Origin of the sequence: Streptomyces sp. NPDC004126 (genome assembly GCF_050275515.1) — a bacterium.
GTDB lineage: Bacteria > Actinomycetota > Actinomycetes > Streptomycetales > Streptomycetaceae > Streptomyces.
This window is the reverse complement of the sequence record NZ_JBNNPF010000058.1, coordinates 18,258-39,193: the sequence shown is the minus strand read 5'-3', so window position 1 is coordinate 39,193 and position 20,936 is coordinate 18,258. Positions and strand designations below refer to the sequence as shown.

The window sequence follows — 20,936 nt, the reverse complement described above, 5'->3', positions numbered from 1 at the left end:
AGAGTGGGCCGGATGCCGATGCCACGCCCGTTGCCCCAGGTCACGACCACCCACATCAGGGTCGCCGTGCAGGTAGCGCTCCTCGGCTGGTTCCTGCACGGCCTGCTCACCCCGCCGCCCGGCGCCGCCGCCCTCGCCTGCGGGCTCGCCGGGCTCGGCCTGATCGTCCTCGGGCTCACCGCCCTCGACCGCACCCCCGCCGGCGCGGCCGCCCTGGGTGCGGCGCTCGCCGCCGCCTGCGCGACCGGCCTGCTGGCACCCGGCACCCCGTGGGTCGTCCTCGTCTTCGCCGCCTGCGGATTCGCGGCCGCCCGCCACGGCACCGCCGTCGCCGCCGTCCTCCTCGGCTGCGGCGCGGCCGCCGTCGCCGCCGTCACCCTGCTGCGCGACCGGGACCCCGTCGAACTGTGGAACGTCGTCGGCCTCTGCGGCATGTACGCCTACGTCCGCGCCGGCCGGGCCCGCCGCGCCGCCGAGGAGGCCGAACGCGAACGCGCCGTCCTGGCCGAACGCGCCCACGTGGCCCGCGAGGTCCACGACATCCTCGCGCACTCCCTCTCCGCCCAGCTCATCCACCTGGAGAGCGCCCGCCTGACCCTCGCCGCCGGACGCTACGAGGAGGCCGGCGCCCTCGTCGAGCGGGCCCGCGCCCTCGCCAAGGGCGGCCTGGAGGAGACCCGCCGCGCCGTCGCCGTGCTGCGCGGCGACGTCCCCGCCCCCCAGGAGGCCCTCGCCGGCCTGGCCGAGGAGTACTCCCGTACGACCGGCTCCGCGTGCGCCCTCACCGTCACCCCGGGCCCGCGCCCGCTCCCGCCCGAGGCCGCCCTGGCGGTCGTCCGCACCGCCCAGGAGGCCCTGACCAACGCCCGCCGGCACGCCGCCGGGGCCGACGTCGTGATCACCCTCTCCTACCCGGCGGACCGCTGGGAACTGTGCGTCACCGACTCCGGGGGCACCGGCCCGGGCCCCCACACCGCCTCCGGCGGCGGGTACGGGCTCGTCGGCATGGCCGAACGGGCCGAACTCATCGGAGCCGCCCTCGACGCCGGGCCGTACGGCACCGGCTTCCGCGTCCGGCTGGAAGGACCCCTGTCACCGTGACCGACACCCGCCCCCCGATCCGCGTGCTCGTGGTCGACGACCAGACCGTCGTACGGGAGGGCCTGGTGCTCCTCCTCGGCCTGCTCCCCGGCACCGAGGTGGTCGCCTCCGCCGCGGACGGCGCCGAAGCGGTCCGGCTCGTCGCCGAACACGCCCCCGACGTGGTGCTGATGGACCTGCGCATGCCCCGCATGGACGGGGTGGAGGCCACCCGGCTGATCACCGGCAAGCACCCCGGCACCGGGGTCGTCGTCCTCACCACCTACAGCGACGACGAGTCCGTGCTCGCCGCCCTCAGGGCCGGGGCCCGCGGCTACCTCACCAAGGACGCCGACGCGCAGGAGATCGCCCGCGCGCTCACGGCCGTACGGGACGGCGCGACCGGCCTGGGGCCGGCGGCGCAGGAACGCCTGCTGGCCGCCGCCGTCGCCACGGAGCCGCCGCCGGGCCCGCGCACGGGCCTGCCCGACGGCCTGACGGTCCGTGAGGGCGAGGTGCTCACCCTGATCGCCGCAGGGCACTCCAACTCCGAGATCGCCCGGCGGCTCACCATCGGCGAGTCCACGGTCAAGACGCACATCAACAACCTCTTCGCCAAGACGGGCGTCCGCGACCGCGCCCAGGCCGTCCGCTACGCCTACCGCAACGGCCTCGCGGAATGACGCGGATTAATTCGGTGGTGCCGCCGTCCGGGGCGGGCTAGGGTTCCGGACGAACGGCAGAACGACGCCGGCAGGAAGCAGGAGGTGAGGACATTGATGACTGTCACGGAGACGGGCACTGCCCGCATTCAGGAGTTCGTCATCGTTTCCGCCCCTGTGGTCTCCGGCTGACCTCACATCCTTCGCACCGCCGCCGAGCGGGCGCTGCCGGGGCCACCCTGTGAAGGGTCCCCCTTGACTTCCCTCTCTTCTTCGTTCTCCTCCCAGTCCTCCTCCACCTCCCTCGCCGCCTACGGCTGGGACGAGGCCTGGGCCGCCGAGTTCGCCCCGTACGCCGCCCAGGGACTCGTCCCGGGCCGCGTCGTGCGGGTCGACCGGGGACAGTGCGACGTGATGACCGAGGACGGCGTGATCCGCGCCGACACCGCGTTCGTCACCCCCCACGACCCGCTCCGGGTCATCTGCACGGGCGACTGGGCCGCCGTCGAGACAGCCGGCAACCCGCGCTACGTGAAGGCGTACCTGCCGCGCCGGACCGCCTTCGTACGGTCCACCTCCTCGCAGCGGTCCGAGGGGCAGATCCTCGCCGCCAACGTCGACCACGCCGTCATCGCGGTCTCGCTCGCCGTCGAGCTCGACCTCGGCCGCATCGAGCGGTTCCTCGCGCTGGCCTGGGAGTCGGGGGCGCAGCCGCTGGTCGTCCTGACCAAGGCGGACCTCGTCCCGGACCCGGCCGCCCTGGCGTACCTCGTCCAGGACGTGGAGACCGCCGCCCCGGGCGTACAGGTCCTCACCGTCTCCTCCCACACCGGGGAGGGCACCGACGTGCTCGCCGCGGTCGTCGCCGACGGCACGAGCGTGCTGCTCGGCATCTCCGGCGCGGGCAAGTCCACGCTGGCGAACGCGCTGCTCGGCGCGGAGGTCATGGACGTCCAGGAGACGCGCGAGGTCGACGGCAAGGGCCGCCACACCACCACCACCCGCAACCTGCTCGCCCTGCCGGGCGGGGGCGTCCTCATCGACACCCCCGGGCTGCGCGGCGTCGGGCTCTTCGACGCGGAGGCGGGGGTGGGGCAGGTGTTCTCGGAGATCGAGGAGTACGCCGCCCAGTGCCGCTTCCACGACTGCGCGCACGAGTCGGAGCCGGGGTGCGCGGTGCTGGCGGCGGTGGCCGAGGGGGCGCTCCCGGAGCGCCGCCTGGACAGCTACCGGAAGCTGCTGCGCGAGAACCAGCGGATCGTCGCTAAGACGGACGCCCGGCTGCGGGCGGAGCTCGCGCGGGACTGGCGGATGAAGTCGGCGGTGGGCCGCGCGAACTACGCGGCCAAGCGCGGCCGCTGACCGCGGCCGGCCCCGGCAGGCCCGCTTGCCCTGCCGGGCCCCGGGCTCGGGGCCGGCCGCTGCCGGCGCGGCGCGGTACCGGCCCCTGCCCCGACCAGGGCGGGGGCGCGTCGTGCCGGGTCGCGGTGCCGGGCGGGGTGTGCCGCTGCGCGGGGCCGGTCCCCTACCCCCCCTTCCACCGTTCCCCGGGCTCCGCCCGGACCCGCGCCTCAAACGCCGGCGGGGCTGGATTTGGCTGAGCCTGGAACGTACGTGCCGCCCGGCGGGCTGGAGTGCGCGCAGCGCACTTCCAGCCCGCGCTGGGGGTACCTCCCAGCGGTAGCTGGGGGAGTTTGAGCGCACCGGGCGCGGAGCCCCGGGGTCTTTCAGCCGCGCCGGCGCTTGAGGCGAGAACGGGTGAAGGGCGGGGAGGGGCCAAGCTCCGCGCAGCGGCACACCGTCCGCACCTGACCCACCGGCACGAGCCACCCGAACCGGCCCCGCCCGACACCCGACGGACGGAGTCCGGCGCAGCGGCGCGAAGCCGGGGAGGCGCCCCGGCGCCGAGCCGCGCGAGCGGCGCGTGAAGAAGGCGTGCGGCGCGTCAGGGACCGGACAGCACCGTGCCGAGCCACGCCGCCGTCACCGAAAGGCAGGCGAGCAGCTCCACCAGCACACTCGTCCCCACCGCCCGCATCACCGCCCGGACCGACGCCCACGCCTCCCCGTGCGTCCCCAGCCGACGCCGCTCGCACAGGTAGACGCCGCCCACGAACCCCGGCACCGCCCCCACCACCGGCAGCAGGACGAAGCCCGCCACCGCGCCCGCGCCCGCGTACGCCGCCATCCGGCGGGTGACGCCGACGCCCCGCAGCCGCCTCGGCGGCAGCTGCCACTTCACCACCTGCACCACCAGCAGCAGGGCCGTCGAGGCGACGAGCACCGCCCACGCCGCCGCGGACCGCTCGTGCAGGGACCACCACAGCAGCCCGGCCCAGACCAGCAAGGTCCCCGGCACCCCCGGAACCAGGACCCCCAGTACCCCGAGCAGCAGCACCAGCCCCACCAGGAGCAGCTGCGGCAGATCCATGCGGCCAGCGTGACCGAACCCGGGCTATCGGGCCACCCAGCCCCGTTCGTACGCGTGCCAGCCCAGCTGGAGCCGGGTCGTCACGCCCGTCAGCTCCATCAGCCCCTTCACGCGCCGCTGCACCGTCCGCAGGCCCAGTTCCAGGTGCTTGGCCACGCTCGCGTCCGTCATCCCCGCCAGCAGCAGGGAGAGGATCTCCAGGTCGGTGGTGTCGGGGCCGCCGTCGCCCTCCTCGGGGTGGCCGGTGACGCCCAGCCGCAGCGGGAGGGACTCCCGCCACACCGCCTCGAAGAGGCCCCGCAGCGATTCGAGCAGGCCCGACGCGTGCACCACCAGGGCCGCGGGCTCCGCGCCGGGGGCCGTCAGCGGGACCATGGCGAGGCTGCCGTCCGCGATCAGGAGTCTGGTGGGGACCGCCGGCGACACCCGGATCCGTGCGCCGCGGGCCAGCGCGCTGGAGGCCTCCCGCACACCGGTGGGCAGGGTGAGCAGCTCGCGCTCGATGACCACCCGGTACGCGACGCCCCGGACGGCCGCCGCCCGGTCCCCGCCGTCCCCTTCCGGGGCGGACACCAGCGCGCATACCTCCCGCGTGGCGCCCAGCCGGAGCTGCTGGAAGCGGCGGGCCACGGCGCTGGCGCCCGTCACCACCTCCACCAGGTCGTGCACCGCCGGTTCGGCGGCCTCCGCTCGGTACTCCAGGGCCAGCAGCGTCGCGGCCCGCTCCGCCCGTTCCAGTTCGTCCCGCTGCCGGGCCAGCAGGGCTCCGAGGGCGGCGTCCGGCGGGGCCGCCACCCAGCGGCCCGGATGGGCCGGGGAGCGGGCCGCCAGCCCGTGGCGTTCCAGGTGCCGCAGCGCCCGCTCCGTCTGCGGTACCGGCAGCGTCAGCCGGTGTGCCAGGTCGGGCACCTCCGCCGCGCCCAGTGCCACCAGCGCCCGGTACGCCGTCTCCTGGCCCTCGTCCAGGCCTATCGCTCCCAGCAACCCGTCCACCCCCCACTTCCCGGTGCCGTTCCCCGTTCCCGGCGACATCTTCGCCGCATCCCCCGCCCGTCCGCCAAGGAGGTGCCGCCCAGGCCGGGAGAGCAGTCGATCCGGTGTACTGATTCCGCCCGTATGTGCGGGTGGTGCGGGGCGGGTGCGCGGGGTGGCGGCCCGGTGGGGCCTTTTCCCGGATTCGGGGTTTTCCGCCGCCCGGTCGCGCCCAGAATGGGGGCATGAGTCAGCAGGACGCGCAGGACTGGTGGCAGAAGCTGTACGAGGACCCCGACGCGGGCCCCGCCCACGACCCGGCCCCGGACCCGGGGGACACCCTGGACCAGCGCTTCCGCTCGGCGTCGGTGGTCCTGGTGACGGATCCGGCCCCGGTCGGCGAGGCCCCGGTCGGCGAGGCCCCGCCCGGCCAGGCCCCGCCCGAGCCGGCCCCGTCCGGGCAGCCGTCCCTGCCCGGTCCGCGCCGGGAGGCGCCCGCCGGGATGGCCGTACCGCCGCCACCGCCCGGGTACCGGGCCGCCGCCCCGCCGCAGCCGCAGCCGCCGGAACCACCGCAGCCGCCCGCTCCCCCCGCCCCGCCGGACCCGCGGGTGGCCGGGGAGACCGGGTACGCACAGGGGGACCTGGCCGTGCCGCCCGCTCCGGCGCAGGCTCCGGGGGAGGCGGCCGCCCCGCCGCCGCCCGGGCGGCCCGCGGTGCGGTACCTCGGCGACCGCGCCCCCACCTACGCCGCCGAGCCGGGGGCGCTGCCCGCCGCGGACCCGGCCGCGCTGGACTTCCTGACCCCGGACACCGTCCTGGAGGGCGCCCGCTACGGCACGTACACCCTGCGGGCCGCCTCCCTGCGGGGGGACTCCGCCCGCTACCGGGGCGAGGCCCGGCGGGACTTCCTGCTCACGGCCCGCTTCGGCAGCGGCGACGAGGCCCTGGTGCTGGTGGTGCTGGCCGGCGGGGACCGGGCCGCCCCCGGCGCCCGGGAGGCCGCCGCCGAGCTGGGCCACCTCGTCGCGGCGGCCGTCGGGCGCAGCCGGGAGCGGCTCGCCGACGACATCCGGGCGGGCCGGCGGGAGGCCCTGCTGTCGGGGCTGCAGCGCCTCACCGACCGGGGCTACGGGCGGCTGCGGGCCCGCGCCGCCGAGCTCGGGCTCGCCGAGGAGGCGTACACCGCGGGGCTGCGCGGGCTCCTGCTGCCGCTGGACCCGGACTGCCCCAACCGGATCTGCTTCGGCGCCGGCGCCGGCGGGGTCTTCCGGCTGCGCGGGGGCCGCTGGCGCGACCTGGAGGAGGACGGCGGCACGCCCGGCGGCACCGGCTTCCGGTTCCGCGCCTCCGTGGCCCGCCGGGGTGACACCCTGCTGCTCTGCTCCGGCGGCCTCGCGGAGCCCATGCGGGAGGAGGGCCTGCTCCCGGCGGAGCTCGCCGCCCGATGGTCGCAGGGGGAGCCGCCGGGCCTGGCGGCGTTCCTCGCCGACACCCAGCTCCGCCTCAAGGGCTATGCCGACGACCGGACGGCCGCCGCGCTCTGGGAGGCGTAACCGCACGGGACGTGCGTGGATGGAAGACGCACACGGCTCGCGGGGAACCGGAGAGGGCGTCCATCCATGGCCAGGCAGAACGTGGCGGAGCAGTTCACGGACATCCTCGTGCGCGCGGGCGTGCGCCGGATGTACGGGGTCGTCGGCGACAGCCTGAACCCGGTCGTCGACGCGATCCGCCGCACCGGCGGCATCGAGTGGATCCAGGTCCGGCACGAGGAGACGGCCGCGTTCGCGGCGGGCGCCGAGGCCCAGATCACCGGGCGGCTCGCCGCCTGCGCGGGCTCCTGTGGCCCCGGCAACCTCCACCTGATCAACGGCCTGTACGACGCGCACCGTTCCATGGCCCCCGTCCTGGCCCTCGCCTCGCACATCCCCTCCGGCGAGATCGGGCTCGGCTACTTCCAGGAGACCCACCCCGACCAGCTGTTCCGCGAGTGCAGCCACTACAGCGAGCTGATCTCCAACCCGGCGCAGATGCCCCGGCTGCTGCAGAGCGCCGTCCAGCACGCCATCGGCCGCGGCGGCGTCAGCGTCGTCGCGCTGCCCGGCGACATCGCCGCCCAGCCCGCCCCGGAGAAGGCCGTCCAGCACGCCCTGGTGACGGCCCGGCCGACCGTACGGCCCGGCGACGGGGAGATCGAGAAGCTGGTCCGGCTGATCGACGAGGCCGACCGGGTCACGCTCTTCTGCGGCAGCGGCACCGCGGGCGCGCACGCCGAGGTGATGGAGTTCGCCGGCCGGGTGAAGGCCCCGGTCGGGCACGCCCTGCGCGGCAAGGAGTGGATCCAGTACGACAACCCGTACGACGTCGGCATGAGCGGCCTGCTGGGGTACGGCGCCGCCTACGAGGCCACGCACGAGTGCGACCTGCTGGTGCTGCTCGGCACGGACTTCCCGTACAACGCCTTCCTGCCGGACGACGTGAAGATCGTCCAGGTGGACATCCGGCCCGAACACCTGGGCCGCCGCTCGCAGTTGGACCTCGCGGTGTGGGGGGACGTACGGGAGACCCTGCGCGCGCTGAACACGCGGGTGCGGCCGAAGGAGGACCGCCGCTTCCTGGACCGGATGCTGAAGAAGCATGCGGACGCGCTGGAGGGGGTGGTGAAGGCGTACACGCGCAAGGTGGAGAAGCACACGCCGATCCACCCCGAGTACGTGGCGTCCGTCCTCGACGAACTCGCCGACGAAGACGCGGTGTTCACCGTCGACACGGGCATGTGCAACGTATGGGCGGCGCGCTATCTTTCCCCGAACGGCAAGCGGCGCATCATCGGCTCCTTCAGCCACGGCTCCATGGCCAACGCCCTCCCGCAGGCCATCGGCGCACAGTTCACGGACCGGAGCCGTCAAGTGGTGTCGATGTCCGGTGACGGCGGTTTCTCGATGCTGATGGGAGATTTCCTCACCCTGGTGCAGTACGACCTACCCGTCAAAGTGATTCTCTTCGACAACTCCTCCCTGGGGATGGTGGAGTTGGAAATGCTGGTTTCCGGCCTCCCGTCGTACGGAACGACGAACCGGAACCCGGACTTCGCCGCGATCGCCCGCGCGGCGGGCGCCTACGGGGTCCGGGTCGAGAAGCCCAAGCAGCTCACGGCCGCTTTGCGGGACGCTCTCCGGCACAAGGGGCCGGCTCTGGTGGACGTGGTGACGGACCCCAACGCCCTGTCGATTCCTCCGAAGATCAGTGCCGAGATGGTGACCGGATTTGCACTGTCCGCCAGCAAGATCGTCCTGGACGGCGGGGTCGGCCGGATGATCCAGATGGCTCGATCCAACCTACGCAACGTGCCCAGGCCTTGAGCGCGAAGGAGTGCGGACCGTCGCCGGGGGCATGCATTCCGTAGACCTGTTCGAGACCACGGGCAGCGCAATACGGGGAGGTATGTCGCCGTGCGGGTGGGGGCGAGGACCGGGAAGACGTGGAGGACCGAGCGGCCGGTGGCGCGGGAGCCGTCGGCGGGCGACGGGCAGGACCGCGCCGAGATGGCGCGGAGCGTGCGCCGGGCCGACCTGAAGGCGGTGGGCGAGGTCCGCCGGGCCCTGCGGGAGCTGGTGCGCCACCGCTGTCGGGGCGAGACGGCCGAGGTGGCGGAGCTGCTGATCACCGAGGTGGTCACCAACGCCCTCGTCCACACCGACCAGGGCGCCGAGGTGTCCGCGACCGTCCGGGCCGGCCGGCTCAGGGTCGAGGTCCGCGACCACGCCGCCCGCCTGCCCCGGCCGCACGTACCGTCCGCCGACGACGGTACGCACGGCCGCGGGCTGGTGCTGGTGCAGGCGCTGGCCGACGCCTGGGGCGTGGATCCGCTCGCGATGGGGTCCGGCAAGGTCGTCTGGTTCGAGCTCGGGACCCCGGCCGCGGCGGGGGCCGCGGGCGCGGCCCTGGCCTGAGCGTGCGCGGGCGGGGCGCCCCCAGGGGGGTGCCCCGCCTCCGTGCCCGTGCGGTCCGGTCAGCCGAACTGCTGTTCCAGGTCCTTCAGTTTGCGCTCCAGGGAGTCGAGCCGGGGGATCGTCTGGGTGTCGTCCTCGGCGGTGAGGTCCACCGTCCGGGGCCCGGACGGATCAGGGGATTCGGTTCCGTTCACGGCCTGCAGAGAGGGCCTTTTTCGCAGGGGCAGCTGTCCCGCTTCCGATATGGCCGGCTCCGCGCCGACCGGCGCGGAGCCCGTCCCGGGGGTCAGCCCCGGCAGGTCGACCTGACGCGCCCGGGCCCGCCCGAACGCCCTGTGCTGCCGGCCCAGCGCCTTGATGCGGGCGCGGTCGAGGCGGTGCTGTTCCCGCCTGCGGTGCCGGTCCTGCTCGCGTTCCTTCTTGTCCTCGCGCACCTCGTCCACGGCCTCGTCGAGGGTCCGCACCCCCTCCAGGAGCATCAGCGACCAGGCGCCGAAGGTCTCCCGGGGGGCCCGCAGCCAGCGGACCATGCGGATCTGCGGCAGCGGGCGCGGGATCAGGCCCTGCTCGCGCAGGGCCGCGCGGCGGGTCTGCTTGAGGGCCCGGTCGAAGAGCACCGCCGCCGAGAGCGACATCCCGGCGAAGAACTGCGGGGCGCCGTCGTGGCCCGTGCCCCGGGGCGCGTGGACCCAGTTGAACCAGGCCGCCGCCCCGGCGAAGAGCCAGACCAGCATGCGGGAGCCGAGGGCCGCGTCGCCGTGGCTGGCCTCGCGGACGGCGAGCACCGAGCAGAACATGGCGGCGCCGTCGAGGCCGAACGGGACCAGGTACTCCCAGCCCCCGGAGAGGTTGAGGTTCTGCCGGCCGAAGCCGACGAGCCCGTGGAAGGAGAGCGCGGCGGCCACCGCAGCGCAGCAGAACAGCAGGACGTACGAGGCGGTGCCGTAGACGGCCTCCTTGCGGCGCCGGCGCTCCTCGCTGCGTTCCCAGCTGTCGTCGGCCGTCGCCTTCTCGCCCTCACGCTTGCCCCGGGCCACCACCGCCACTGCCGCAAGCACGCCCAGGATCAACAGGCTGCCGGGCAGCAGCCAGTCCAGCGATATGTCGGTCAGTCTCATGCGGATGTCCCTTGCCTCGCGTATGCGGCTTTCCGGGCGCCATAGTGGCGCAGCCGGTCAGTGGTGCACGTGGGTTTCGGGGCAAGTGGACGCCATCGGGGGGCGGGTCCCGTCGGATAGGGTGTTGTGGGTCGAACTGGCGCTCGTACGAGTCGAGTTGAGTTCGAATCCACTTCATCCGCACGGGTGGGTTCAGCCGTCGGCCGCCGTGAGCCGGGTGACGCGGTCCGCGTCGCAGGTGCGCGGGCAGGTCGTACAGGTGTCCTCCGGCCGGATCGTGTAGAAGAAGCAGCAGCTCGCCCGGTCCCGGGTGGTCAGTTCCGCCCCGCCGGGGCCGGGAAGGGCGCGGAAGCCGGCGGCTCCGGTGTACGGGGCGAGGGCGCCCGGCAGCAGCAGCTCCAGCTCGCGCACGGCCCGCCGCTCCTCGCCGAGCAGGCTCCCCAGGTACCAGAGCCCCTCGACGACCTCGTCGGCGGCCATCGCCCACAGGGCGCGGCGGCCGCGCCGCATCCGCGTGCCGAAACCTTCCAGCAGCGGTCCGAGGTGCTGGGCCACCGCCGCCCGCACCTCCTCGCGCAGGGCCTCCTCGCCCGGGACGACCCGCGCCCCGGGGAGGGAGGCCGCCGGGTCGTCCGGCAGGCAGGCGAACTCCTCCACGCGTACGGACATCAGCCCGCGGGTCCGGTGGAAGGCCACCCGGTCCACGGGCAGCCGGGGCACCCGGCGCTCCAGGAACCACGGGACGGTGATCAGCAGGCAGGCCGGCCAGGCGTACCGGTGGAGGCCGAACCCGGCCACCACGTCGGGCCGCGCCCGGCGCCCGTAGTCCCGCAGCACCTGGGCCTCGTCCCACGCGAGGTGGGCGTCCAGGGCCGCCCCGCCCGCCGCGAGCTCGTGCGCGCCGACCCAGCCCACACCGCGAGGGAGGGGTTCGTGCGCGCCGCGCTCCTCGGCCCGCAGGCCGGGGTAGGCGTCCGCCAGGCGCTCGTACGCACGGGCCACCGGAGAGCCGGCCGGGGCGGGTGCGGACAGGAGCATGCGGACCACCGAATCACGCGTCGTGAGGAAAGGTAAGCCTTACCTTAGCTGATCTCGGGGGGTGTGGGGAGCCCGGGGACGCCCGAGTTCCGCCTATCCTCGGAACCGGTCGAGACCCGGAGGAGGACCGAGTGAACGGAGCGGCCCACGCCCCGGTGTCGGAGGCGGAGTCGGAGTGCGCGGCGGGGGAGCCCCTGATCCCGCCGCAGAAGGTGCTGCGGCACTCCGTGCGCGGGCAGGTCCTGGACGCGCTGCGCGCCGCCCTCGTGGACGGGGAGCTGGTGCCGGGGGAGATCTACTCGGGCCCCGCGCTCGGCGAGCGGTTCGGGGTCTCCGCGACCCCGGTCCGGGAGGCGATGCAGCAGCTGGCGCTGGAGGGGGCGGTGGAGTGCCTGCCCAACCGGGGCTTCCGCGTGCTGACCCGCACCCGGCGCAGCCAGGCGGAGCTGTCCGAGGTCCGGGCGCTGATCGAGGTGCCGGTGATGCTGCGGCTGGCCCGGTCGGTGCCGGCCGCGACCTGGGAGTCCCTGCGGCCGGCCGCCGAGGCCGCGGCGGAGGCGGCCGCCGAGGGGGACCTGCCGCGGTACGCGGACGCCGACCGGGCCTTCCACCGGGCGGTGCTCTCGCTGTCGGGCAACGGGCAGCTGGCGCGGATCGCCGAGGAGCTGCACCGGCGCGCGCAGTGGCCCCTGCCGGGTGCTCCGCGGGTGCGGCGGGGTGACCTGGTCGCCGACGCGGCGGAGCACTCGGCCCTGCTGGACGCGCTGGCCGCGCAGGACCTCGCGGCCGTGGAGCGGCTCGTGCGCGCGCACTTCGCGGGCTCCTAGCCGCTCCCGCCGGGGGTCCCGCTGCGCGGGGCTGGTCCCCTACCCGCCCCTCTCCCGCTCACCGGGGCTCCGCCCCGGACCCCGCGCCTCAAACGCCGGCGGGGCTGTCTATAGCCCGTCCGGCGTTTGAGGACCGGGGTCAGGGGCGGAGCCCCTGGGAACGGTGGAAGTGGGGGTCCCCCCGGACGGAGTCTGGGGGAGGGTAGGGGACCAGCCCCGCAGGGTTACGCGGCCGGGGCCAGTTGGTCCGCGAGCCAGGTCGGGATGCCGCCCAGGAGGTGGAACAGGCGGCGGGCCTCCGCGCGGAGCCGGGCGGCTTCCGGTTCCGGTTCGACCTCCGCCAGGGCCGCCAGCGCCGGCGCGGTGCCGACCAGGAAGCCCAGGTCCTCCCGGATCCGCAGGGACTCCGCGAAGCCCTTGCGCGCCTCGGCGACCTCGCCGTCCCGCAGCGCCAGCGCGGCCAGGTGCCGCCAGGTGAACGACAGCAGCAGGGTGTCCCCGTGCGTCACCGCCCCCGCGTGCGCGCGGTGGTACGCCGGCCGGGCCGCCTGCGGGGCGTCCGCCAGGTGCTCGGCCACCAGGCCCCGCCGGAAGTCCAGCAGCGGGCGCGTCCGCGACCCCGGGGACAGCAGCGCCGCCGCGCGGCCCAGTGCCGAGCGGGCCTCGTCGGCGCGGTCCCGTACCCCGAGCACGGTCGCCGCGTACGCCAGCTGGCCCCGCTCGCAGGCCGCCGCGCCCCGTTCGTCGTCGTCCCGGGCCACGGCCTCGGCCGCCCGCAGCGCGTCCTCCGCGTCCGACCAGCCCTGGCCGGTGAACAGGCACCGTTCCACCAGGAGCGCGGTGCGCTGCACCGCCGCCCCCGCGTCGTGCGCGTGCGGCGTCAGCAGGGCCGCCGCGTCCGTCCAACAGCCGCGCGAGCGCAGCCGCCATATCGCCCGCTGGAGGGGGTCGTCGCCCCCCGTTGATCCCGCACCGGACATGGCGGTATCCGCCACATTGCCCTCCCCGAAGCAACCAAGCAGCACGTCGTTGAGCCCTGGGGCGAAATGAGAGCACGGATCGGCTGCCTCGGCCAAGGGGTCGGGTGAACTCTTTCACAAAGTCCGGACGGCTCGTCAGCCGCCCCTGCCCGGCCCCTTCGTGGGGAGTGCGCAGATGGGAGGGCCCGGGGGTCAGCTCATGCGCAGTGCCAGGAAGAAGTCCAGCTTGTCCTCCAGGCGCGAAAGGTCGCGCGCCGTCAGCTGCTCGATTCGCCCGACCCGGTAGCGCAGCGTGTTGACGTGCAGGTGCAGCCGGGTCGCGCAGCGGGTCCAGGAGCCGTCGCAGTCCAGGAACGCCTCCAGGGTCGGGATGAGCTCCGCGCGGTGCCGGCGGTCGTAGTCCCGCAGCGGGTCCAGCAGCCGGGCCGTGAAGGCGCGGCGGACGTCGTCCGGCACGAACGGCAGCAGCAGGACGTGCGAGGCCAGCTCGTGGTGGCCGGCCGCGCAGACCCGGCCGGGACGGGCGGCGGCGACCCGGCGGGCGTGCCGGGCCTCCTCCAGCGCCCCGCGCAGCCCCTCGGCGGAGTGCACGGCCGCGCTGACGCCGAGGGTGAGCCGGCCGTCGTCGGCCAGGCCGGCCGCCAGCGGCTCCCGTACGGCCGCCAGGAGCGCGTCGGCGTGCAGGGCGGAGTCCGGGCCCTTGTCCTCCCCGGCGTCGCCGGAGAGCGCGGGCAGCGGCACCAGCGCGATGGCCTCGTCGCCGGCGTGGGCCACCGCGATCCGGTCGGACGGCTCCGGTCCGGACATCGACGGGTCGACCAGGATCTCCTCCAGCAGCGACTGGGCCACCGGGCCGCCGGGGATGTCCCCGCCCTCCCAGTCCACCCGCGCCACCACGACCTGCCAGTGCGGGGCCGCGCCCAGTCCGGGCAGCAGCACCGGGGCCGCCACCCGCAGGCGGGCGGCGATCTCGGCGGGCGGGGCGCCCGTCTGGACCAGCTCCAGCACCTCCTGCGCCAGCCGGCGGCGCACCGTGCGGGCCGCGTCGCGGCGGTCCCGCTCGACCGCGATCAGCTGGGTGACGCCCTGGAGCAGGTCCAGTCGCTCGGCGGGCCAGTCGCCCGCGTCCGCCTCGACGGCCAGCAGCCAGTCCGACAGCACGCTCTCGCGTACGTCGCGGGTGGCCTGACCAGGGCCGCGACCATGTCCCCTGATCGGGAAGAGGGAGTAGGTAATACCCTGGATGGACAGCCGGTGCGGGCCCCTGCGGCCCGTCCGGACCGCCGCGAGGTGTTCGCTCGCCAGCGTCGCGCAGATCCCCGGCGCCAGCGGCTCGCCCGCTCCGGCGATCTGCCGGCCGGTGGGGGAGAGCACCCAGGCCCGCAGATCGAGGTCCGTGGTGAGCAGATCCAGCACCACATCGGGTCCGCCGCCCGCGGGACCCGAGGTCATCAGACGCCGGTGGCGGTCCACGACCGCCGCGAGGTCGCCCGCGCGCTCCCCGGAGACCTGCCGCACCACGTATTCCGTGATGGTGGCGAATGCAACGTCCTCGTTCACCGCGAAGAGCGGCAGCCGGTTTCGCACGCAGGCCGAAACCAGATCGTCCGGGATGTCGCCCAGTTCCGCTTCGCCGGCCGCGAGGCCCGCCACCCCCGCACTCGCGAGGATTCGTACGAATGGCTCGGAGTCGGCTGAATTTCTTCGCCATGCCAGGCCCGTGAGGACAAGTTCTCCCCCGGTCAGGTATCGGCTGGGATCCCTCAGGTCGGTCGTCATGACCCCGCGGACCGTCCGGTCGAGTTCTTCCTCGCCGCCCAGCAGCCGCAGCCCCAGCGCCTCGGTTTCCAGCAGTGCGCGCAGCCGCATGATGTCGCCGCCGATCTGTCTCGAATGTTGCCGTTGGAAATCGGGCAGGTCGTCGCATCCTGCCTTTCATACGAATCTACAAGACGAAGGAGGCCGCCAGCCAACTCCTTCATGGTTTCGGTGACTGCACCCGAGGGACACCGGGCTTGTGTACTGGCTCCACACCGCGTTAACAGCACGTGAACGACCAGTCGAGGGCCTTCGGCCTCCTGGCTTGAAGTGAACGACCCGATTAAGAAGAAGAGAGCCGCACATGGACTTCCTTCGCCCCGCCAGCTGGGAGGAGGCACTCGCCGCCAAGGCCGAGTACCCCACAGCTGTGCCGATTGCGGGTGGCACCGACATCATGGTCGAGATCAACTTCGACCACCGCCGTCCGGAATACCTCCTGGACCTCAACCGCATCGAACTGCTGCGGGAGTGGGAGGTCGGCGAGGAGGTCACCAAGCTCGGCGCCTCCGTCCCGTACACCCAGATCATGGAGAACCTGCGCGCGACGCTGCCGGGTCTCGCGCTCGCCTCGCACACGGTCGCGTCCCCGCAGATCCGCAACCGCGGCGGCGTCGGCGGCAACCTCGGTTGCGCCTCGCCCGCCGGTGACTCCCACCCCGCCCTGCTCGCCGCCGACTGCCACGTCGAGGTCGAGTCGGTGCGCGGCTCCCGCCTGATCCCGATCGACGAGTTCTACACCGGCGTGAAGCGCAACGCGCTCGCCGCCGACGAGCTCATCAAGACGGTCCACATCAAGAACGCCACGGGCCCGCAGCAGTACTCCAAGGTCGGCACCCGCAACGCGATGGTCATCGCCGTCTGCGGCTTCGGCATCGCGCTGCACCCCGACACCCGCACCGTGCGTACGGGCATCGCCTCGGCGGCCCCGACCCCGATCCGGGCCAAGGCCGCCGAGGAGTTCCTGAACGCCGCGCTCGAAGAGGGCGGTTTCTGGGACAACGGCAAGGTCATCACCCCGTCGATCGCCAAGCAGTTCGGTGAGCTCGCGTCCGCCTCGTGCAACCCGATCGACGACGTCCGCGGCACGGCGAAGTACCGCCGCCACGCGGTCGGCATCCTTGCTCGCCGCCAGCTCGTCTGGACCTGGGAGCAGTACCGCGGCACCAACGGCCGCTCGCTTGAAGGGGCTGCGTAACCATGCGCGTCAATTTCACTGTCAACGGCCGTCCGCAGGAAGCCGACGACGTCTGGGAGGGCGAGTCCCTCCTCTACGTCCTGCGTGAGCGCCTGGGCCTGCCCGGCTCGAAGAACGCCTGTGAGCAGGGCGAGTGCGGTTCCTGCACCGTCCGCCTCGACGGCGTGCCGGTCTGTTCCTGCCTGGTCGCGGCCGGCCAGGTCGAGGGCCGCGACGTCGTGACCGTCGAGGGCCTGGCGGACTTCGCCAAGCAGCGCGACGAGCACGGCCACGCCTGCGGCACCGGCGCGTGCGGCGGCGGCAAGGGCGTCTCCACGGACGAGGCCAAGCAGTGGTCCGCCAAGGGCACCGACTCCCAGACCGGTGAGGGCGGCGAGCTCTCCAACATCCAGCAGGCGTTCATCGACGCCGGCGCGGTCCAGTGCGGTTTCTGCACCCCGGGTCTGCTGGTCCAGGCCGACGCTCTCCTGGAGCAGAACGCCGACCCGTCCGACCAGGACATCCGTGAGGCCCTGTCCGGCAACCTCTGCCGCTGCACGGGCTACGAGAAGATCCTCGACGCGGTCCGCCTCGCGGCCGCCCGTCAGGGAGAGGCGGTCTGATCATGGCTCAGGACACCCGCACCGTCGGCACGCCGAAGAACGTCACCCAGAACCACACCAAGGGCGGCATCGGCGAGTCCACGCTCCGCCCGGACGGCACCCTCAAGGTCACCGGCGAGTTCGCGTACTCCTCGGACATGTGGCACGAGGACATGCTGTGGGGCCAGACCCTGCGCAGCACCGTCGCCCACGCCGAGATCGTCTCCATCGACATCTCCGAGGCCCTGGCCATGCCGGGCGTCTACTCGGTGCTGACGTACGACGACCTGCCGGCCGAGATGAAGAACTACGGCCTGGAGATCCAGGACACCCCCGTCCTGGCCAACGGCCGGGTACGCCACCACGGTGAGCCGGTCGCCCTCGTGGCCGCCGACCACCCGGAGACCGCCCGCCGCGCGGCCGCCAAGATCAAGATCGACTACAAGGAGCTGCCGCTCGTCACGGACGAGGCATCCGCCCTCGCCCCCGACGCGCCGCTGATCCACGAGGGCCGCGACGACCACCACTCCGGTCACGTCCCGCACCCGAACATCGTGCACCGCCAGCCGATCATCCGCGGCAACGTGGAGGAGGCCCGCAAGCGGGCCGACGTGATCGTCGAGGGCGAGTACACCTTCGGCATGCAGGACCAGGCCTTCCTCGGTCCGGAGTCCGGTCTCGCCGTGCCCTCCGAGGACGGCGGTGTCGACCTCTACGTCGCCACCCAGTGGCTGCACTCGGACCTCCAGCAGATCGCCCCGGTCCTGGGCCTGCCGCCGGAGAAGGTCCGCATGACGCTCTCGGGCGTCGGCGGTGCCTTCGGCGGCCGCGAGGACATCTCGATGCAGATCCACGCCTGCCTCCTGGCCCTGGCCACGAACAAGCCGGTCAAGATCGTCTACAACCGCTTCGAGTCCTTCTTCGGCCACGTGCACCGCCACCCGGCGAAGCTCTGGTACGAGCACGGCGCCACCAAGGACGGCAAGATCACGCACATGAAGTGCAAGATCGTGCTCGACGGCGGTGCCTACGCGTCGGCCTCCCCGGCCGTCGTCGGCAACGCGTCCTCCCTCTCGGTGGGCCCGTACGTCATCGACGACGTGGACATCGAGGCGATCGCGCTCTACACGAACAACCCGCCCTGCGGCGCGATGCGCGGCTTCGGCGCCGTCCAGGCCTGCTTCGCGTACGAGGCCCAGATGGACAAGCTCGCGGCGAAGCTGGGCATGGACCCGGTCGAGTTCCGCCAGCTGAACGCCATGGAGATGGGCACGATCATGCCCACCGGCCAGGTCGTGGACTCCCCGGCCCCGGTCGCCGAGCTGCTGCGCCGGGTCAAGGCCCGCCCGCTGCCGCCGGAGCGCCAGTGGGAGACCGCCGGCGAGAGCGCGGACGTCCGCGCGCTGCCCGGCGGCCTCTCCAACACCACCCACGGTGAGGGCGTCGTCCGCGGCGTCGGCTACGCGGTCGGCATCAAGAACGTCGGCTTCTCCGAGGGCTTCGACGACTACTCGACCGCCCGCGTGCGCCTCGAGGTCATCAACGGCCAGCCCGTCGCGATGGTCCACACGGCCATGGCGGAGGTCGGCCAGGGCGGTGTCACCGTCCACGCGCAGATCGCCCGTACCGAGCTGGGCGTCACGCAGGTGACCATCCACCCGGCCGACACGCAGGTCGGCTCCGCCGGTTCCACGTCCGCCTCCCGGCAGACGTACATGACCGGTGGCGCCGTGAAGAACACCTGCGAGGCCGTCCGCGAGAAGGTCCTGGAGATCGGCCGCCGCAAGAACGGCTCCTACCACCCGGCGTGGGCGACCGCCGAGCTGCTCCTGGAGGGCGGCAAGGTCGTCACCGACGGCGGCGAGGTGCTCGCGGACCTGGCGGACATCCTGGAGGGCGAGGACGCGATCGACCTCGAACTCGAGTTCCGTCACCGCCCGACCGTCGCGTTCGACCTGAAGACCGGCCAGGGCGACGGCCACGTCCAGTACACCTTCGCCGCGCACCGCGCGGTCGTCGAGGTGGACACCGAGCTCGGCCTCGTCAAGGTCGTCGAGCTGGCGACCGCCCAGGACGTCGGCAAGGCGCTGAACATGCTCTCCGTGGTGGGCCAGATCCAGGGTGGTACCACCCAGGGTCTCGGCGTGGCCGTCATGGAAGAGATCATCGTGGACCCGAAGACCGCGAAGGTGCGCAACCCCTCCTTCACGGACTACCTGATCCCGACCATCCTGGACACCCCGACCATCCCGGTCGACGTCCTGGAGCTGGCCGACCCGAACGCGCCGTACGGCCTTCGCGGTCTCGGCGAGGCCCCGACCCTCTCGTCCACCCCGGCCGTCCTCGCGGCGATCCGGCAGGCGACCGGTCTGGAGCTCAACAAGACGCCGATCCGTCCGGAAGCCCTTACCGGGACCCTCTAGGACGCAGTGGTCCGGGGGCCGCCAGGCCCCCGGACCGCACCCCTCGGATTTCCGGGCGGTGTGACTCGGGAACGTCACACTTCACGCCGCACCGCCCGGAGCACGAAGTACGCGGTACCGCACCGCTCGCGGTCCCCGTCACTTGGCAGAACCCCTGCAAAACCCCCACGTAGTACCAGCGGTCACCCCCGCACTACCCGCAGTACACGCAGTGCACATTTCGCGTCGCCTCGGGCCGTCACCCCGGGTCGTGCAGCCAACGCAGTTTCCCAAATCCCGCGTCTCCAATCTTTATGCGGGTGCCCCTTTGAACCTTGGGAGTTAGGCACCATGACCCAGTCGTCAGTGGAGCCCAAGACCACCGCGGAAGAGGCCGGCGACGGCACTCTGAACCCCGCTGGGCGTTCTTGGCTCGACCGTTACTTTCACATCACCCACAGAGGGTCGAACGTAGGCAATGAAATTCGTGGCGGCGTCACGACCTTCATGGCCATGGCGTACATCCTCCTGCTCAACCCGCTGATCCTCTCCGGCAAGGACGTCGCCGGGGACACGATGAGCCAGAAGGCCCTGATCACGGCCACCGCCTTCGCCGCGGCCCTGACCACCCTCCTGATGGGCTTCATCGGCAAGGTCCCGCTGGTCCTCGCCGCCGGCCTCTCCGTCTCCGGCGTGCTCGCGGGGCAGGTCGCCCCGCAGATGACCTGGCCGCAGGCCATGGGCATGTGCGTCATGTACGGCGTCGTGATCTGTCTCCTGGTCGTCACCGGCCTCCGAGAGATGATCATGAACGCGATCCCCCTCGCGCTCAAGCACGCGATCACCATGGGCATCGGCATGTTCGTCGCCCTGATCGGTCTCGTTAAGGCCGGCTTCGTCGGCAAGGGCCCCGAGTTCGGTCCCCCGGTCCAGCTCGGTTCGGTCGGCGAGCTCGCCGGCTGGCCGGTCCTGCTGTTCTGCGTCACCCTGCTGGGCATCTTCATGCTCCAGGCCCGCAAGATCCCCGGTGCCATCCTGATCGGCATCGTCGGCGGCACCGTCCTCGCGGCGATCCTGAACGCCGTCGTGGACATCGACCCGAAGGCCTGGAAGAACGGTCCGCCGACCCTCGACGGCTCTGCGGTCTCGATGCCGGACTTCTCGCTCTTCGGCAAGGTCGAGTTCGGCGGCTGGGGCGACGTCGGCGTCATGACGGTCGGCATGATCGTCTTCACGCTGGTGCTCGCCGGCTTCTTCGACGCGATGGCCACCATCATCGGCGTCGGCACCGAGGCCAAGCTGGCCGACGACAAGGGCCGCATGCCGGGCCTGTCCAAGGCGCTGTTCATCGACGGCGCCGGTGGCGCCATCGGCGGCATCGCCGGCGGCTCCGGCCAGACGGTCTTCGTCGAGTCCGCCACCGGCGTCGGCGAGGGTGCCCGCACGGGTCTCGCCTCCGTCGTCAGCGGTCTGCTCTTCGCCGCCTGCCTGTTCTTCACCCCGATCACCCAGATCGTCCCGGGTGAGGTCGCCTCCGCGGCCCTGGTGATCATCGGCGCGATGATGATGCAGAACGCCCGCCACGTGGACTGGGCCGACGCCGCCACCGCCATCCCGGTCTTCCTGACCGTGGTGATCATGCCCTTCACCTACTCGATCACCCCCGGTGTCGCCGCCGGTGTGATCTCCTACGTGGCCATCAAGGTCGCGCAGGGCAAGGCCCGCGAGATCGGCGCCTTCATGTGGGTCCTGACCGGGATCTTCCTGGTCTTCTTCGCCCTCCACCCCATCGAGGCGTGGCTCGGCGTCAAGTAGGGCAAGGCCCGTGGGCACCACCTGACCCTCCACGCATCCGATACTGGAATCCGAAACC

The 20,936-nt window shown here is 73.3% G+C and carries 17 protein-coding genes; 11 read left to right on the top strand and 6 right to left on the bottom strand.

The window, feature by feature from the left end; all coding sequences use genetic code 11:
- Positions 1-12: 12 nt before the first annotated feature.
- From ACQKM2_RS34775 to rsgA, 3 genes are all read left to right on the top strand, one after another.
- Positions 13-1,101, top strand: coding sequence for a sensor histidine kinase (locus tag ACQKM2_RS34775; protein ID WP_427716945.1), 1,089 nt, complete (start codon positions 13-15; stop codon positions 1,099-1,101).
- Positions 1,098-1,763 carry a response regulator gene (locus tag ACQKM2_RS34770; protein ID WP_427716944.1) on the top strand — a complete coding sequence of 222 codons (666 nt, stop codon included), beginning with the start codon at positions 1,098-1,100 and terminating at the stop codon, positions 1,761-1,763. The genes ACQKM2_RS34775 and ACQKM2_RS34770 overlap by 4 nt, the downstream gene beginning before the upstream one ends.
- Positions 1,764-1,997: 234 nt before the next feature.
- Positions 1,998-3,104 carry a ribosome small subunit-dependent GTPase A gene (rsgA, locus tag ACQKM2_RS34765; protein ID WP_427716942.1) on the top strand — a complete coding sequence of 369 codons (1,107 nt, stop codon included), beginning with the start codon at positions 1,998-2,000 and terminating at the stop codon, positions 3,102-3,104.
- 583 nt (positions 3,105-3,687) lie between these two features.
- Here rsgA and ACQKM2_RS34760 read toward each other — a convergent pair.
- Together ACQKM2_RS34760 and ACQKM2_RS34755 are read right to left on the bottom strand one after the other, a co-directional pair.
- Complete coding sequence (locus ACQKM2_RS34760; RefSeq protein ID WP_427716941.1) at positions 3,688-4,173, bottom strand: DUF456 domain-containing protein; 486 nt, start codon at positions 4,171-4,173, stop codon at positions 3,688-3,690.
- Positions 4,174-4,197: 24 nt separating this feature from the next.
- The gene (locus ACQKM2_RS34755) at positions 4,198-5,157 is read right to left on the bottom strand and encodes a helix-turn-helix domain-containing protein (protein WP_427716939.1); all 960 of its coding nucleotides are present in this window, start codon (positions 5,155-5,157) and stop codon (positions 4,198-4,200) included.
- Between the two features lie 233 nt (positions 5,158-5,390).
- On the opposite strand from ACQKM2_RS34755, the gene ACQKM2_RS34750 reads away from it, so the two are divergent.
- The 3 genes from ACQKM2_RS34750 (at position 5,391) to ACQKM2_RS34740 (ending at position 9,101) form a co-directional block, all read left to right on the top strand.
- Entirely contained in the window at positions 5,391-6,701 is a 1,311-nt protein-coding gene (locus ACQKM2_RS34750; RefSeq protein ID WP_427716937.1) for a protein phosphatase 2C domain-containing protein, read from the top strand.
- A gap of 66 nt (positions 6,702-6,767) precedes the next feature.
- On the top strand, positions 6,768-8,510 hold the full coding sequence (locus ACQKM2_RS34745; protein WP_427716936.1) for a pyruvate dehydrogenase: 1,743 nt from the start codon (positions 6,768-6,770) through the stop codon (positions 8,508-8,510).
- A gap of 183 nt (positions 8,511-8,693) precedes the next feature.
- Positions 8,694-9,101 carry an ATP-binding protein gene (locus ACQKM2_RS34740; RefSeq protein ID WP_427716953.1) on the top strand — a complete coding sequence of 136 codons (408 nt, stop codon included), beginning with the start codon at positions 8,694-8,696 and terminating at the stop codon, positions 9,099-9,101.
- A gap of 59 nt (positions 9,102-9,160) precedes the next feature.
- Here the strand turns inward: ACQKM2_RS34740 and ACQKM2_RS34735 are convergent, their stop codons facing one another.
- A complete protein-coding gene (locus tag ACQKM2_RS34735; RefSeq protein ID WP_427716934.1) occupies positions 9,161-10,219 on the bottom strand; it encodes a DUF2637 domain-containing protein in 1,059 nt (352 codons plus the stop codon).
- A 192-nt stretch (positions 10,220-10,411) separates the two neighbouring features.
- Positions 10,412-11,257, bottom strand: coding sequence for a (2Fe-2S)-binding protein (locus ACQKM2_RS34730; protein WP_427716933.1), 846 nt, complete (start codon positions 11,255-11,257; stop codon positions 10,412-10,414).
- A gap of 131 nt (positions 11,258-11,388) precedes the next feature.
- Between ACQKM2_RS34730 and ACQKM2_RS34725 the strand changes: the two genes are divergently transcribed.
- Positions 11,389-12,084, top strand: coding sequence for a GntR family transcriptional regulator (locus ACQKM2_RS34725; RefSeq protein ID WP_427716932.1), 696 nt, complete (start codon positions 11,389-11,391; stop codon positions 12,082-12,084).
- 224 nt (positions 12,085-12,308) lie between these two features.
- Here the strand turns inward: ACQKM2_RS34725 and ACQKM2_RS34720 are convergent, their stop codons facing one another.
- Both ACQKM2_RS34720 and ACQKM2_RS34715 read right to left on the bottom strand, forming a co-directional pair.
- Complete coding sequence (locus tag ACQKM2_RS34720) at positions 12,309-13,064, bottom strand: hypothetical protein (protein WP_185899378.1); 756 nt, start codon at positions 13,062-13,064, stop codon at positions 12,309-12,311.
- A gap of 192 nt (positions 13,065-13,256) precedes the next feature.
- Entirely contained in the window at positions 13,257-14,933 is a 1,677-nt protein-coding gene (locus tag ACQKM2_RS34715) for a PucR family transcriptional regulator (RefSeq protein ID WP_427716931.1), read from the bottom strand.
- 253 nt (positions 14,934-15,186) lie between these two features.
- Here ACQKM2_RS34715 and ACQKM2_RS34710 point away from each other — a divergent pair, with 253 nt between their 5' ends.
- From ACQKM2_RS34710 to ACQKM2_RS34695, 4 genes are all read left to right on the top strand, one after another.
- The gene (locus tag ACQKM2_RS34710; protein WP_007267274.1) at positions 15,187-16,080 is read left to right on the top strand and encodes an FAD binding domain-containing protein; all 894 of its coding nucleotides are present in this window, start codon (positions 15,187-15,189) and stop codon (positions 16,078-16,080) included.
- A gap of 2 nt (positions 16,081-16,082) precedes the next feature.
- Positions 16,083-16,682 (top strand): (2Fe-2S)-binding protein, encoded by a 600-nt coding sequence (locus ACQKM2_RS34705; protein ID WP_007267275.1) that lies wholly within the window; start codon positions 16,083-16,085, stop codon positions 16,680-16,682.
- Positions 16,683-16,684: 2 nt separating this feature from the next.
- Positions 16,685-19,084, top strand: coding sequence for a xanthine dehydrogenase subunit D (pucD, locus tag ACQKM2_RS34700; RefSeq protein WP_427716928.1), 2,400 nt, complete (start codon positions 16,685-16,687; stop codon positions 19,082-19,084).
- Between the two features lie 330 nt (positions 19,085-19,414).
- Entirely contained in the window at positions 19,415-20,878 is a 1,464-nt protein-coding gene (locus ACQKM2_RS34695) for an NCS2 family permease (RefSeq protein ID WP_427716926.1), read from the top strand.
- The last annotated feature ends 58 nt before the right edge of the window (positions 20,879-20,936 follow it).